The sequence below is a fragment of the Caulobacter sp. GW821-FHT10F06 genome (assembly GCF_058809215.1).
Map to the genome: position 1 here is coordinate 264,067 of NZ_JBXASK010000004.1, position 14,310 is coordinate 278,376.

A 14,310-nucleotide genomic window follows, 5' to 3' on the forward strand; every position below is an offset into this window, starting at 1 on the left:
CGACGTGGTTCCAGAAAACTACCACCTCACCCAACGCCCGGCAGAACTCCTGCTCGCTATCGGTAAGATCGCGCACCAAGCCATCACCCCTCAATAAGTTGGCCTTGCCAGCATCCCACACAGATCAAGCCGAGCCCAGTCAAGCAGCAAGCCACCCCTAGCCGACATCGAGTCCGTCGGCCCTGGGGACCCCGGTCGATAGCGGCGGACGCCACCAGATCCACGACGGGAACGGCGGATCAAAGGTCGTTGACTATCGCCCTGACCCAGCCCCCGACCCCAAACGCAAAAGGGGCGTCCACCGCCTCGGTGAACGCCCCCTCGCCGTCCCCTCCCCTCAGAGGGAGCGTCTAGTTCGCTACCACTTCTTCTCCAGCGTCACGAACGAGCGACGACCCTTCAGGTCGTAGCCATAGGCCGCCGTGCCCAGACGGAACTGGCCCGTCGAGGCGCTGGGGGCTTCTTCGTCGAAGAGGTTCTGGATCCCCACGGTGATCGTGTAGGCGTCCAGCTTCCTGCGCACCGACACCGAGTGATAGGCCGTAAGCTCCGTGTACTGCTTGTAGTAGACGTTCTTATAGCGCGTGGTGCCGGTGATGTAGTCGTAGTCGGTCAGCGAGGCGTAGCGGGTGCTGCCGAAGACGTCGCCCGCATAGTACTCGGTGTCCGAACCCTTGCCGCGGACGTCGACGGTCCAGTTCACCGTCCAGTCGTCATGGGTGAAGCCGGCCTTCAGGTTCGAGGTGAAGTCCGGACCATAGCCCGACGTGGTGCTCGAATAGCCGTAGGTGCGGCCGTTGGAGTCCTCATAGGTGTTGGCCAGGACCTGCACCTTGTCCTGCAGCTGCCAGGAGAAGTCGCCGCCCAGGGTCAGGCGGCCGTAGTCGAAGTCGTGGAAGTAGCTCAGCGACAGGTCGATGCCGCGTTGCCACTGGTTGGCGACGTTGATGTAGCTGTTCTTGACCGAGGTGATGTAGTGCGTGGTCGGATCACGCGTCAGCAGCGAGCAGTAGTCGTTGCTGAGGCCGGTCGGCGACGAGTAGCACATCGACGCGATATTGGCCGCGCCCAGCTGGGTGATCTCGTTCTCCAGCGTGATCTCGTAATAGCCCAGCGCCGCGTTCAGGTTGATGAACTTGGGCGTCCAGATCAGGCCGACATTGTAGCTGTCCGAGGTCTCGGCCTTCAGCACGCCCTTGCCGCCGCCGGCGATCACGAGCGCGCTCGGGCCGCCGCCGGTGTAGTTCTGGGGCACGCCGGCCGCCGCGCAGTTGGCCTGCAGGTAGCTGTTGGTGCTGTCCTGGTAGTTCACGCACGGATCGATGGTGGTCGAGCTGGAATAGCTGGTCTGGTTGGCCAGGTAGAGCTCGTACAGGGCCGGGGCGCGGAACGAGGTGCCCTTGGTGTACTGCAGGCGGACCGACGGGATGACCTGCCAGTTCAGGCCGAACTTGTAGGTCGTGCCGTCGCCGTAGCTCTTGTAGTCGGTGTAGCGGCCCGAGACGCTGAGGTCCAAGCTCTTGACGAAAGGCAGGTCCTTCAGCAGCGGCACGCCCAGCTCGCCGAAGGCTTCCTTGACGCTGTCCGAACCCACGGTGTGGCCGGCGGCGGTCAGGCCCCAGTTGTTGCTGTTCATCGACTCGCGACCGGGCTGGTCGTCGATCTTGTCGTGGCGGAACGAGACGCCGAAGGCGCCCGACACCGGACCGGCCGGCAGGTTGAACAGGTCGCCGTTGACCGAGGCCTCGACCAGGGCCTGGCTGTAGTCGGTGTGGCCGACGTCGACGCCGAACAGGAACTTCTTCTCGGCGTCGGTGAACTGGCCGGCCGCGATGCGGGCGCTGGTCCACGGGATGCCGGTCGAGGGCAGGTCCGAGCACGAACCGCCCGAGATGGTGATCGCCGACTGCTGGCAAGCCACGCCATAGGCCGTCGTGGCCAGGACGCGGTCGTTATAGACCGACGAGATCGAGTAATCGCCCGACGAGTCGCTGTACTGGCCGTAGATGTCCCAGTCCCAGTTCTTCAGCGTGTCGCCGAACGACCCTTTGAAGCCGCCCATGGCGCGGGCGTACTTGACGTCCTGCTTGCTGTCATACGGGATCGAGATGACCGGATAGACCGTGCCGCCCGCGGCGCCGAAGCGGTTGTTGGGGTTGGTCGCGGCCACGGTCGGGAACAGCTGGCGCAGGCTGTCCTGCTCGGACAGGCGGCGATTGAACAGCAGTTCGCCATAGGCCTCGATCGAGTCCGTCAGGTGATAGCCGCCGGTCACGAACAGGCTGGTGCGCTGCACCGGGCTGATCGCCGTGGCGCGGTCCCAGTAGGGCGAGCTGTAGTTGGCGTAGGAATAGGTGTCGGGATAGTTGGCGCGCGCCTGGCGGGCCAGATCGGCGAACGGCGAGTTGTTGCCCTGGGCCGAGGTCGGATAGGTCACGCCCGACTTCAGGTACTGCAGCGAACCGTAGGTCGACGACGAGATGTAGTTGTTGGCCTGATTGTAGCACTTCACGTTGGATGTGCCGTATTCCTTGTAGTCGATGCTCGCGCCGGTGGTCGGGTTGAACAGGTAGTCCGAGGCGCACTTGGTCTGGTCGCGGTCGCCGCGACGCAGGGCCGTCTGCTTATAGAAGTCGCCGGCCACCGTGAGGTAGCCCTTGTCGAAGGTCTTGCCCCAGCTGCCGCTGGCCTGCCAGGTGGCGCCGCCGCCGCCCGAGGCCCACGGGGTGTTGCCGTACAGCTTCAGCGAACCGCCGTTGATGTTGGTCTTGGTGATGTAGTTGATGACGCCGGCCACGGCGTCCGAGCCGTAGATCGACGAGGCGCCGTCCTTCAGGATCACCACCTGCTCGATGATCGAGCTGGGCAGGACGTTCAGGTCGACGGGGCCGACGGTGCCGCGCACGCCGGCCGGACCGACGCGGCGGCCGTTCAGCAGCTGCAGGGTGCGCGTGGCGCCCAGGCCGCGCAGCGAGGCGGTGTTGACGCCCGGGCCGCCGGTGACGACGTAGCCGGTCAGCTCGTTGCCGGCCTGGAACGAGCCCGAGGCCAGGGACGAGGACTGCAGGATCTCGGTGGTGTCGACCAGGCCTTGCAGCGCGGACTCTTCCGAGGTGATCACCTGGATCGGCGAGGCGCTGTTGTAGGCGTTGCGCTTGATGCGCGAGCCGGTGACGACGATGGCCTCGACCTCGGCCGCGGCGGGCGCGGCGGCGGCGGTCGTTGCGCTCGACGGCGTGGTCTCGGACGAGGCCGTTTGGGCCCACACCGACGACGCGGCCGCGAGCCCCGCGATCATGGAGGTGGCCAGGAGAAGACTACGTTGACGCATTACAAAATTGCCCCTGTTGGCACGTGAGAGAGAAGGATCTTTCGCCAAGGCGCGACCCCTTGCTGTTGAGGCCCCCTTACGCGTCCCACCAAGGTCCAACCCACCCCGGCCAGGCCGCGCGCCGAACAAATCGACACAAAGAACCCTATTGGGGCGCAATCACCGCCAGTTCGGCCACTAATTACGCACTATTTGACCATTAATGGCCTCAATCAGCAAAAATATTACTGGTTTGACCTGTTAAATTGCTTCTGGATATTTGAGATTTTCAAATCTGTAGCTGAATCTTGCCAAGACATATCGGTACAGTTCGAAACGATACGAACGAACATTGGTACGTTTCCGGAAGCCGTCCCGCCGCCGCGCCAGCGCCGATAAAACAGGCGCGACATCCAAAAGCGCGAGCTGGACCAGTGGCTTAACCACGAGTTCATCAAAGTCGCCGATGGTGAGGCGGGGGACGTCACGTCCATGGGAAATCGGGACCGCGCCGTGCGTTCAGCCGCCGCAAACTTCATGGGCGAGGGCCGCCTCGCGGCGCTGTTCGCCCGTATGCTGCCCAGCGTGCCGGAAGAGATGGCCGGCCGCGTCCGCATGGAGCAGCTGACCAGCATCCTGCGCCTGACGCCCGTGATGATGGGCGCCAATATCATCATCGCCGTGCTGGTCTCCCTGGCCGGCAGCGCCAGTCCCAACCGCACCGCCCTGACCGTCTGGGCCGGGCTGGTGATCAGCTACGGCCTGCTGGGCCTGCGCGGCTGGCTGGCCGCCAAGCGCCGCAAGGGCGGCAAGGCCACGGTATCGGCGCGCGGCCTGCGCCGCATCGCCATGCAGGCCGGCGTCCTGGGCTGCCTGTGGGGCGCCCTGCCGATCCTGGCCATGCACGCCAACGAGCCCAGCGCGCAGATGCGCATGCTGGTCGCCTCGGTCATCGCCGGCATGATCGGCTGCGGCGGCTTCGCCATGCTGACCCTCCCGCCCGCCGCCATCGCCTACTCGACACCGATGGTCATCGGCTCGCTATATGTGCTGCTGGGCAGCGGCGATCCGGTCCTGCTGGCCTTGGGCGGCCTGCTGATCTTCTGCTACCTCGTCGTCAGCGTCTCGTGCCTGTCGCACGCCAAGGTCTTCGCCGATCGCCTGGTGGCCGGCGAGGAGCTGGAGCGCCAACGCCAGGTGGTCAGCCTGCTGCTCAGCGACTTCGAGGAAGGGGCCAGCGACTGGCTCTGGGAAGTCGACGCCACGGGCGCCCTCACCTACGTCTCCGACCGCATGGCGGCCGCCGCCGACGGCGACAAGCAGGCCCTGATCGGCCGCGCCCTGGCCTCGCTGTGCGGCATGGCCGCCGAGAGCCCGGCCGGCCCGGTGGCCTCGCTGGCCAGCCTGTTTTCCGAACAGAAGACCTTCCGCGACGTGGTCGTGCCCGTGCCGATCGGCGACCAGACCCACTGGTGGTCGCTGAGCGCCAAGCCGATCCACGACCTTGACGGCGTGTTCACCGGCTTCCGCGGCGTCGGCGCCGACGTCACCGCCGCCCGCGAGGCCCAGGAGCGCATCTCGCGCCTGGCCCATTTCGACGTCCTGACCCAGCTGCCCAACCGCCTGACCTTCCTGCAGGCGCTGAGCAAGGCCTGGACCGACCACGCCGACGGCCCCGACAAGGGCGGCTGCGCCGTCCTGTGCCTGGATCTGGACTACTTCAAGGGCGTCAACGACAGCCTGGGCCACCCGGTGGGCGACGCCCTGCTGGTGGACGTGGCCGAGCGCCTGCGCACCTGCGTGGGCGACATGGGCCTGGTCGCCCGCCTGGGCGGCGACGAGTTCGCCGTGGTCGTGGCCCCCGCCCCGCCGGCCCAGATGCTGGGCTATCTGGCCCGCTCGATCGTCGAGAGCCTGTCCCTGCCCTACGAGATCAAGGGCCACAACGTGCTGATCGGGGCCAGCGTCGGCATCGCCATCGCCCCCGTCGACGCGGCCGATCCCGACAGCCTGCTGAAGAACGCCGACCTGGCCCTCTACCGCGCCAAGGGCGACGGCCGCGGGGCCTATCAGTTCTTCGAGCTGTCGATGGACGTGAAGGCCCAGGAGCGACGCGCGCTCGAGATGGACCTGCGCGCCGCCCTGAAGAACGACGAGCTGAAGGTGTTCTTCCAGCCGCTGATCGGCACGCGCGACCACGACATCACCGGATTCGAGGCCCTGCTGCGCTGGCAGCATCCGCGTCGCGGCCTGGTGCCGCCGGGCGACTTCATCGAATGCGCCGAGCAATGGGGCCTGATCGGCAAGATCGGCGAATGGGTGCTGGGCGAGGCCTGCCGCCAGGCGGCCAGCTGGCCCGCGCCCCTGACCGTGGCGGTCAACCTGTCGCCCAACCAGTTCGCCTCGGGCGACCTGGTCGGTCAGGTCAAGCGCGCGTTGGACGCCTCGGGCCTGGAGCCGTCACGGCTGGAGCTGGAGATCACCGAAGGCCTGTTGCTGAACGACACTGCGCGCACCATCGACCAGCTGACGGCCCTGAAGGCCCTGGGCGTGAAGATCGCCATGGACGACTTCGGCACCGGCTATTCCAGCCTGGCCTATCTGTGGCGGTTCCCGTTCGACAAGATCAAGCTGGACCGCTCGTTCGTGGCCGAGATGAGCGACAACGCCGCCATCACCGACATCGTGCGCACCATCACCCTGCTAGGTCAGACCCTGAAGCTGCAGGTCACCGCCGAGGGCGTCGAGACCGCCGATCAGGTGCGGATGTTGGGCGAGATGCACTGCGACCACTTCCAGGGATTCCTGTTCGGCCGCCCGATGCCGGTGGGCGACATCCCGAACTTCCTGGTCAACGACCTGGCCCGGCGCATGCGGCGCGAAAGCGTCGAGGCCACCGAAGCGGACTCGGCGGCCTCGGCGTAATTCAAAAACCCGATAAACTTGTCATCCCGGCTCTCCGCTGCGCTGAGGCGGGATGACAAGATTTTTGTGCTAGCGCTTCTTGAACAGTCCCAGCAGGGCCAGGAGCAGGATCGCGCCGATCGTCGAGATCACCAGGCTGCCGATGAACCCGCCCCAGTTGATGCCGAGCGCGCTGGCCACGAAGGCGCCGATGAACGAACCCACCACGCCGACGATCAGGTTGGTCAGCAGGCCGTGATTGCGCTTCATGATCTGTTCGGCGATCCAGCCGGCCAGGATGCCGATGATGATCGCGCCGATGATGCCTACGCCGCTCATGTGTCTCTCCCGTTAGCCCAGTTGAGCAGCAGGAATGCCGAGCTAAGGCGAAGGTTGCGTCGCCACCGAACTTGCCCCCTACGGATCGCTTCGCGATCGTCTTCCCCCATAGGGGGAAGATGAACCGCGCCGACCTCATCTTCCCCCTATGGGGGAGGAGCGCGTCAGCGCGGAGGGGGCGAGATCGGCCGCTCCATGAACACATCCGCCCGCGCATAGGGCGTCTCCCGCGGCGGCAGGTCGACGAAGCCCATGGCGCGATAGAGGCCCAACGCCGGCGCCAGGCTGGAATTGGTCTCCAGATAGAGGCGCGGCGCGCCCAGGGCCTGGCCCTTGTCGATGCAGGCCTGCATCAGCAAGCGGCCCAGGCCCGTCCCGCGGGCGGCCTCCGACACCGTCATCTTGGCCACCTCGAAGCCGCCGTCCGGCAGGGCCAGCAGGCCCACGCAGCCGATGGCCTCGCCGTCGTCGGTCTCGGCCATCAGGATGTGGCCGCCCTTGTCGAGAATCTTGCCGACCGGATCGTTCAACGCCTCCAGGTCCTTGGCCTCCAGGGCGAAGTATTTGGAGATCCAGGCGGTGTTGAGGTCGCGCCAGGCGGCGGCGTGTCGGGGCTGGAAGGGAACGATGCGCATGGCGTCGATAATGCCGCCAAGGTCGTGCTAGGCAAGCGTCAGGAGTACGCCATGGTCCATCCCGTCTTCGCCGACCTGCCCACCACCGTCTTCGAGGAGATGAGCGGCCTGGCCCGCGAGCTGGGCGCGATCAATCTGGGTCAGGGCTTTCCCGACGACCAGGGCCCCGAGCCTGTCCGCGCCAAGGCCGCCGAGGCCTTGATGACCGACCTCAACCAATATCCGCCGATGCGCGGCCTGCCCGACCTGCGCCGCGCGGTGGCCGAGCATTATCGCCTGTCCCAGGGCCTGGACCTGACGCCGGACGAGATCACCGTCACCTCCGGCGCCACCGAGGCCCTGGCGGCGGCCTTCTTCTCGCTGATCTCGCCGGGCGACGAGGTGGTGCTGTTCCAGCCGCTGTACGACGCCTATCTGCCGCTGGTCCGCCGGGCGGGCGGGGTCCCGAAGCTGGTGGCCCTGCGGCCGCCGCACTGGCGGTTCGACCGGGCCATGCTGGAGGCGGCCTTCAGCGACAAGACCCGGATGGTGGTGCTCAACAGCCCGCTCAATCCGGCCGCCACCGTGACCGCCGACGAGGACCTGGCGCTGCTGGCCGAGTTCTGCGTGGCCCACGACGCCATCGCCGTCTGCGACGAGGTCTGGGAGGCGGTCACCTTCGACGGCCGCCGCCACCGCTCGCTGATGGCTCTCCCCGGCATGCGCGAGCGGACGGTGAAGATCGGCTCGGCCGGGAAGATGTTCGGCATGACCGGCTGGAAGGTCGGCTTCCTGTGCGCCGCTCCGCCCCTGACCCGAGCGCTGGCCGCCGCCCACCAGTTCCTGACCTTCACCACCCCACCCAACCTGCAGGCGGCCGTGGCCTGGGGTCTGGAGCACTATCGCGACTGGTTCACGACCATGCCGGCGGACCTGCAGCGCTCGCGCGACCGGCTGGCGGCGGGCCTGACCCAGGCGGGCTTCCACGTCCTGCCCAGCGCGGGCACCTACTTCCTCAATGTCGACCTGCGCGCGTCGGGCCTTTCGATCGGCGACCGTGAGTTCTGTCTGAAAAGCGTCCGCGACCACGGCGTGGCCGCCATCCCGGTCTCGGCCTTCTACGCCCAAGACCCCGTGACCCACATCGCTAGACTGTGCTTCGCCAAGGCCGACGACACCCTGGACGCGGCGGTCGAACGGTTGGCGGGGGCGCGGAAGGCGCTGGCTTGAGCGGCTCTCGAAGAGCGCCGACCCAAACACTCATCCGATATATTCCGTCATTCCGGGCCTTGTGCCCGGAACCCCTCTGTCCGCCGCAGGTGCGGATGGGGCGTCGCGCCCAGCGCGCCGCTGGCGCTTCACGTGCAAGCTGAACGAGGGGTTCCGGGCACGAGGCCCGGAATGACGAATGGAGTTGAGGCGAGCACACCCCGCCCTCCGACCTTGGCATGCCAAGCGCCAATGCTACCGTGCCCCTCAAAACGGGAGGGCCTAATGACGTCGCCAAGGCTGGAGGAACGCGGCCCCCTGCTCCGCCTGATCGCCGCCACGCCGGCGCTGCTGGACGCCGAGGATGTCGGCGGGGCCGAGCTGGCCGCTGCGCTCGGCCTGGCGGCACCGGTCGCCTGGCCGCCCGAGCATAACGACCCCGACACCCGCGACTGGACGCGCGAGATGCTGCGGGCCCATCCCGACGAGCCCGGCTATGGCAGCTGGTACATCGCGGTCGGCGAACGCCTGGTCGGGGTGTGCGGCTTCAAGGGTCCGCCCAATGACGAGGGCGAGGTCGAGATCGGCTATTCGGTGCTGGAGGCCGAGCAGCGCCAGGGCGTCGCCGTCGAGGCCGCCCGCATGCTGGTGGCGCGGGCCTTCCGCGATCCGCGCGTGGCCGTGGTCGTGGCCCAGACCCTGCCGCCCCTGGTGGCCTCGCAGAAGGTGCTGGCCCGCAACGGCTTCGAGCACGTCGGCGGCTATATCGACCCCCAGGAGGGGCAGGTGATGCGGTTCGAGGTCCGGCGGGACTAGGCTTCGGCCGCCGCCGCGCCGTCCTCGAGCCGGCCGACCGGGGAGCGCGCGGCCAGGACCTGGTCCATCACCGACAGCAGGTTGCGCAGGTCGATGGGCTTGGCCACGTGGGCGTCGGCCCCGGCGGCCAGGCAGGTCTTGATCTGGGCCGACATCACGTCGGCGGTCAGGGCGATCACCGGCAGGTGGGCGAAGCGCGGATCGGCGCGCAGGCGACGGGTGGCCTCCAGCCCGTCCATCACCGGCATGTTGACGTCCATCAGCACGATGTCGACGGGCTCGGACTCCAGCGCCTCCAGCGCCTCCTTGCCGTTCTCGGCCTCGAACAGCTCGCACTCGAACGGGGCCAGAAACAGGCGGATGACCCGGCGGTTGACCGGATGGTCGTCGACCACCAGCACGCGGCAGCCATGCAGGGCGGCGAAGCTGGGTTCGGCCGCCGGCTCCTCGGCGTTGGCGGGCTCGCCGCCAGCCTCGCCGTCGATGGCGGAGTCGGCCAGCATCTCGACGGTGAACGCCGAGCCCTCGCCCTCGACGCTGTCGACGCGGATCTCGCCACCCATCATCTCGACCAGCCGGCGGGTGATGTTGAGCCCCAGGCCCGTGCCGCCGAAGGTGCGGGTGGTCGAGGCGTCGGCCTGGGTGAAGGCGCGGAACAGCTTGGACAGCGTCGCCTCGCTCATGCCGATGCCGGTGTCGGACACCTTCAGCCGGATGCGCTGGCGGCCGGTGACCAGGTCGGGCCCGCAGCTCAGCGTCACCTCGACCTTGCCGGCGTTGGTGAACTTCAGGGCGTTGGAGACCAGGTTGGTCAGGCACTGGCGCACGCGCACGGCGTCGAACAGCAGCAGGCCGGGCGGCACGCCCTCGACGCGGAAGGTCAGGTCGATGCCCTTGTCGCGGGCCGTGGGCTGGTAGCCGCCGATCAGCCGGGCGCAGGTCTGGACCAGGTCGCCGGCGGTGGGGGCGATCTCCAGCTTGCCGGCCTCGATCTTGGAAAGGTCGAGGATGTCGTTGAGCAGGACCAGCAGGGTGTCGCCGCTGTCGAGGATCAGGTCGACCTGGTCGCGCTGATGCGCCGCCAGCGGTTCGGTGCGCAGGGCCTGGGCCAGGCCCAGCATGCCGTTCAGCGGCGTGCGCAGCTCGTGGCTCATCACGGCCAGGAAGGCGGACTTGGCCTTGCTGGCGGCCTCGGCGTGCTCGCGGGCCTCGCGCAGATTGTGCGAGACGCGGCGCTGATAGATGGCCCAGGTGACCCCGCCGGCCACCAGCACCGCCAGCAGCAGGGCGATGATCCCAGACGCCTGGGCCAGCTGGCGATTGAGCTGGACCTCGGCGGCCAGGCGTCGGCTTTCGTCGCGCTTGGCCCGCAGCTCGGTCTCCAGCGCCGAGGACATCTCGGCCACGCTGCGGGCGTGGGCGGCGTCGGTCTCGGCCTGGTCGACGCGGCGCCAGCGCTCCAGCTTGTCGAACGCCGCCGCGCCGCGGCCCTCGGCCTGGTCGATATAGGCCTCGATCAGCAGCTCCGACTGCGGGTCCGGCGCGGCCAGGCCCGCGGAGACCCGGCGCAGGATCGCGAGATCGGCGCGCGCGGCCTCGGCGCGGCCCAGCCGGGCCTCGGCCAGGGTGGTCTTGCGCAGCATCAGCACCTGCAGCCGCTTGGTCGGACGGCGCAGGGCCGGGCCCAGCTCGTTGGCGCAGTCGAGGATCTTGGCCGGGTCGTTGCGGCTCTGGGCCACCATGGCGCAGAGGAAGCGGTCCCAGATCAGCAGGTCCGGATCGTGTTCGGCCTCGATCATGGCGTGGTGGACGCCCGCGAAGCGATCGGCCGCGTCCAGCTCGCCCACCTGGGCGGCCGTGAAGGCGATGTCGTAGATGCGCTCGATCTTGCTCATGTGAAAACCGTCGGACCCGTCCAGGCGCAGGGCCTGGGCCATGTGGTCGAGGGCCCCTTCCTTGTCGCCGATGCGCGACAGCGAATAGGAATGCACCTGATGCAGCTCGGCCAGGACCGGGCGGGCGATGTCGCCGCGCCGCTCGATCTCCTGGGACAGCAAGGCCGCGAAGCGCGCGCCCTCCGCCCAGTGTCCGCGCCGGCCAAGGTCGCGCACCCGCTCGACGGCGGCCATCAGGCGGATGTCGCGCGAGGAGCCGTCCAGATAGCGTTTCCACTTGGCCTCGTCGAAGGCGCGGAAGCCTTTGGTCTCGTGCGTGTAGGCCGTGCTTTCCAGGTCGATCAGGGTCAGCAGGTCGGCGTCATGCTCTTCCTGGGCGACGGCGCGGGCGCGCGCGGCCCAGGCGTCGAAGCGCGACTTCACCTGGTTGCTCTTGTAGGCGTAGAGCACGCGCCACACGCCGTAGAGCCGGCGCGCGCCGTGCTGCTTGAGCGCCTTGCGGCCGGCCCGTTCGATGTCCTCGTCGCCGCGCGGCGGATGGTCGACCTGGGTCAGGTCGATCTCGGCGTACAGCTGGTCCAGCCGGGCCGCCATCGGCGAGACCGGCGCGTCCGTCGCCCCGGCGCCGGCGGCGAACGCCAGGCTCCCGATCAGGGCAAGGGATGCGAGAAGTCGCCGCAAGGTTGGTCCTCTGACTGCGGAGACAACCCTTGGCGCAAGACCATGTACGCTGGGTTAAGCCTGTTCCGGACGGTCGGCCCTAGATCGTCGCCCCGCCGTCCACGACCAGGGCCTGCCCGGTCATGAAGCTGCCCGCCCTGGAGGCCAGGTAGATCGCCGCCCCGGCCAGCTCGTCCGGCTCGCCGATGCGGCGCAGCGGCACGCCCTTGGTCGAGCGCTCCAGGGTCGCCGGATCGTCCCACAGGGCCTTGGCGAAGTCGGTCTTGATCAGGCCCGGCGCGATGCAGTTGACCCGCACGTTGTCGGGACCGAACTCGTGCGCCAGGTTGCGCGCCAGCTGGAAGTCGGCCGCCTTGCTGATGTTGTAGGCCCCGATCACGGCGTTGCCGCGCAGGCCGCCGATCGAGCTGACGATGATGATCGCCCCATCCTTCCGCTCGCGCATCTCCGGCGCGACCATGCCGATCAGCCAGTGATTGCTGATGATGTTGTTGTCGAGGATCTTGCGGAACTGGTCGTCGGCGATCCCGGACAGCGGACCGTAATAGGGATTGCTGGCCGCGTTGCAGACGCAGACGTCGACCTTGCCGAACGCGGCCTTGGTCTCGTCGACCAGGCGCTGCAGGTCTTCCTTGGAGGCGATGTTGGCCGGGACCGCGATGGCCGAGCCCTCGCCATGCTTGGCGTTGATCTCGGCCGCCACCTCTTCGCAGGGCCCGGCCTTGCGCGAGGAGATCACCACCTTGGCCCCATGCTCGGCCATCCGCTCGGCGATCGCCTTGCCGATCCCGCGCGAGGATCCGGTGATGATCGCCACCTTGCCGGTGAGGTCGAAGAGGCCCATGGCGCGCTCCCTGAAACGCTTGTTTGAATTTTCGCCACAGTGTGACGCGGCGGCGGCGCGGTCAAGGCCGGCGAAAAGCGGTCGCGGGCGCGTTTTCAGCAAAGCCTCAGAGTTTGCTCATGTCGCCCGGCGCGGCCCGGTCTAGCCAGGAGACCTCGCTCAGCATGGAGACAAGGCGATGACCGGTTCGATGGAAAACAGCGGCTCACGGTGGGGCGGTCGCCTGCGGATCGCGGGCTGGAGCCTGGCGGCGCTGGTCCTGCTGACGCCCCTGGTGGCGATGCAATTCACCCATGAGGTCAACTGGACGGCCTCGGACTTCGCCTTCGCCGCCGCCTTGATGCTCATCGTCGGCGGGATCTTCGAGGTCACCACGCGACTGACCGCCAACCTCGCCTATCGCGCCGCCGTCGGCGTGGCGCTGGCCACCGCCTTCGCCCTGGTCTGGGCCAATGGCGCGGTCGGGCTGATCGGCGACGAGGGCGATCCGGTCAATCTGCTGCTCGGCGGCGTGCTGGCGGTCGGCGCGGTCGGAGCCTTGCTGGCGCGCTTCCAGGCCCGGGGCATGGCGATGACGATGCTGGCCATGGCGGCGGCCCAGGCGGGGCTGGCCGGGGTCGCCCTGATCGGCGGACGGGGCCTGGACGGCGGCCTCATCGCGGCGCTGGCCACGCCCTGGCTGGCCTCGGCCTGGCTGTTCGGCCGCGCCGCCCGCGACGGCGCGAAATAAAGTTCCGGCGGCGTGTCGGGGAGGCTGGAGTCCGTCCGTCCTTGAGGCGAAAGTCACGCCCCTACGATGGAGACGACCATGGCCCTCGACACCGCCGCCACCGACGCCGACCGCGACCTGGTCATCACCCGCGTCTTCGACGTTCCGGCCGAAAAGCTCTTCAAGTGCTGGACCACGCCCGACCTGCTGCCCAAGTGGTTCTGCCCGCCGCCCTGGTACGTGTCCAAGGCCGTGATGGACGTGCGCACCGGCGGCAACAGCCTGATCGTCATGAACGGCCCCAACGGCGAGGTGGTCGAGAACCCGGGCGTCTATCTGGAGGTGATCGAGAACAAGAAGATCGTCTTCACCGACGCCTTCACCGAAACCTGGAAGCCTTCGGCCAAGCCGTTCATGGTCGGCATCGTCACCTTCGAGGACCTGGGCGACGGCACGACCCGCTACACCGCCGTAGCGCGCCACTGGACCGCCGAGGACCGCGCGACCCACGAGCAGATGGGCTTCAAGGAGGGCTGGGGCATGGTCGCCGACCAGATGGCGGCCCTGGCGCGCACGCTGTAGCGCGGACGATGCTCCCCCTCTGGGGGAGTTGTCGGTGGAACTGGCGCATCGCCTCCCTCGTTGCCCTTCAGCATCAGGGAGCGACCATCATGGCCAAGACCGTCGATCACGAGACCGCGCTGGAAGAGGTCATGACCTTCCTCGACAGCCCGCCCGAGCCCGGCTCGGCCGACGACGCCGTCTTCGGCGACCGTCTGCGTCAGGTGATCGCCGCCTCGATCCCGGCCGATCCCGACGACGAGGACGAAGACCCGCCGGCCCTGACCCTGGACGAGCCCCTACGCCGCAAGCTGGAGGCCGTCGCCAACCGCCGGTCCGGATCACACCCGTTCGGCGAACACCCCGACGGCATCGGCCCGACGCTCGGCATGGACGTCGGCAAGCGCTGAGGCTCCTTCTCCCCTTGT

11 protein-coding genes are annotated in these 14,310 nt (G+C 68.2%); 6 read left to right on the top strand and 5 right to left on the bottom strand.

Annotated elements, in window-relative coordinates; all coding sequences use genetic code 11:
- Window positions 1-358: 358 nt before the first annotated feature.
- Window positions 359-3,331: a TonB-dependent receptor plug domain-containing protein gene (locus tag AC1RUS_RS10635; RefSeq protein WP_492915785.1), complete on the bottom strand. Its 2,973-nt coding sequence runs from the start codon at window positions 3,329-3,331 to the stop codon at window positions 359-361.
- Window positions 3,332-3,847: 516 nt separating this feature from the next.
- On the opposite strand from AC1RUS_RS10635, the gene AC1RUS_RS10640 reads away from it, so the two are divergent.
- Window positions 3,848-6,235: a putative bifunctional diguanylate cyclase/phosphodiesterase gene (locus AC1RUS_RS10640; protein ID WP_492916294.1), complete on the top strand. Its 2,388-nt coding sequence runs from the start codon at window positions 3,848-3,850 to the stop codon at window positions 6,233-6,235.
- A 69-nt stretch (window positions 6,236-6,304) separates the two neighbouring features.
- Here the strand turns inward: AC1RUS_RS10640 and AC1RUS_RS10645 are convergent, their stop codons facing one another.
- On the bottom strand, window positions 6,305-6,553 hold the full coding sequence (locus AC1RUS_RS10645; RefSeq protein WP_492915787.1) for a GlsB/YeaQ/YmgE family stress response membrane protein: 249 nt from the start codon (window positions 6,551-6,553) through the stop codon (window positions 6,305-6,307).
- Between the two features lie 164 nt (window positions 6,554-6,717).
- Window positions 6,718-7,188: a GNAT family N-acetyltransferase gene (locus AC1RUS_RS10650; protein ID WP_492915789.1), complete on the bottom strand. Its 471-nt coding sequence runs from the start codon at window positions 7,186-7,188 to the stop codon at window positions 6,718-6,720.
- Between the two features lie 51 nt (window positions 7,189-7,239).
- Here AC1RUS_RS10650 and AC1RUS_RS10655 point away from each other — a divergent pair, with 51 nt between their 5' ends.
- Window positions 7,240-8,397 (top strand): aminotransferase, encoded by a 1,158-nt coding sequence (locus AC1RUS_RS10655; protein WP_492915791.1) that lies wholly within the window; start codon window positions 7,240-7,242, stop codon window positions 8,395-8,397.
- 264 nt (window positions 8,398-8,661) lie between these two features.
- Window positions 8,662-9,192 (top strand): GNAT family N-acetyltransferase, encoded by a 531-nt coding sequence (locus tag AC1RUS_RS10660; protein ID WP_492915793.1) that lies wholly within the window; start codon window positions 8,662-8,664, stop codon window positions 9,190-9,192.
- On the opposite strand, the gene AC1RUS_RS10665 is transcribed toward AC1RUS_RS10660, so the two are convergent.
- Together AC1RUS_RS10665 and AC1RUS_RS10670 are read right to left on the bottom strand one after the other, a co-directional pair.
- Complete coding sequence (locus AC1RUS_RS10665; RefSeq protein ID WP_492915795.1) at window positions 9,189-11,768, bottom strand: hybrid sensor histidine kinase/response regulator; 2,580 nt, start codon at window positions 11,766-11,768, stop codon at window positions 9,189-9,191. The genes AC1RUS_RS10660 and AC1RUS_RS10665 overlap by 4 nt on opposite strands.
- Before the next feature lie 79 nt (window positions 11,769-11,847).
- Entirely contained in the window at window positions 11,848-12,612 is a 765-nt protein-coding gene (locus AC1RUS_RS10670) for an SDR family oxidoreductase (protein WP_492915797.1), read from the bottom strand.
- 178 nt (window positions 12,613-12,790) lie between these two features.
- Between AC1RUS_RS10670 and AC1RUS_RS10675 the strand changes: the two genes are divergently transcribed.
- The 3 genes from AC1RUS_RS10675 to AC1RUS_RS10685 all read left to right on the top strand — a co-directional run bounded on the left by AC1RUS_RS10675 (window position 12,791) and on the right by AC1RUS_RS10685 (window position 14,292).
- The gene (locus AC1RUS_RS10675; RefSeq protein WP_492915799.1) at window positions 12,791-13,342 is read left to right on the top strand and encodes a hypothetical protein; all 552 of its coding nucleotides are present in this window, start codon (window positions 12,791-12,793) and stop codon (window positions 13,340-13,342) included.
- A 78-nt stretch (window positions 13,343-13,420) separates the two neighbouring features.
- Window positions 13,421-13,903, top strand: coding sequence for an SRPBCC family protein (locus AC1RUS_RS10680; RefSeq protein ID WP_492915801.1), 483 nt, complete (start codon window positions 13,421-13,423; stop codon window positions 13,901-13,903).
- An 89-nt stretch (window positions 13,904-13,992) separates the two neighbouring features.
- Window positions 13,993-14,292: a hypothetical protein gene (locus tag AC1RUS_RS10685; protein WP_492915802.1), complete on the top strand. Its 300-nt coding sequence runs from the start codon at window positions 13,993-13,995 to the stop codon at window positions 14,290-14,292.
- The last annotated feature ends 18 nt before the right edge of the window (window positions 14,293-14,310 follow it).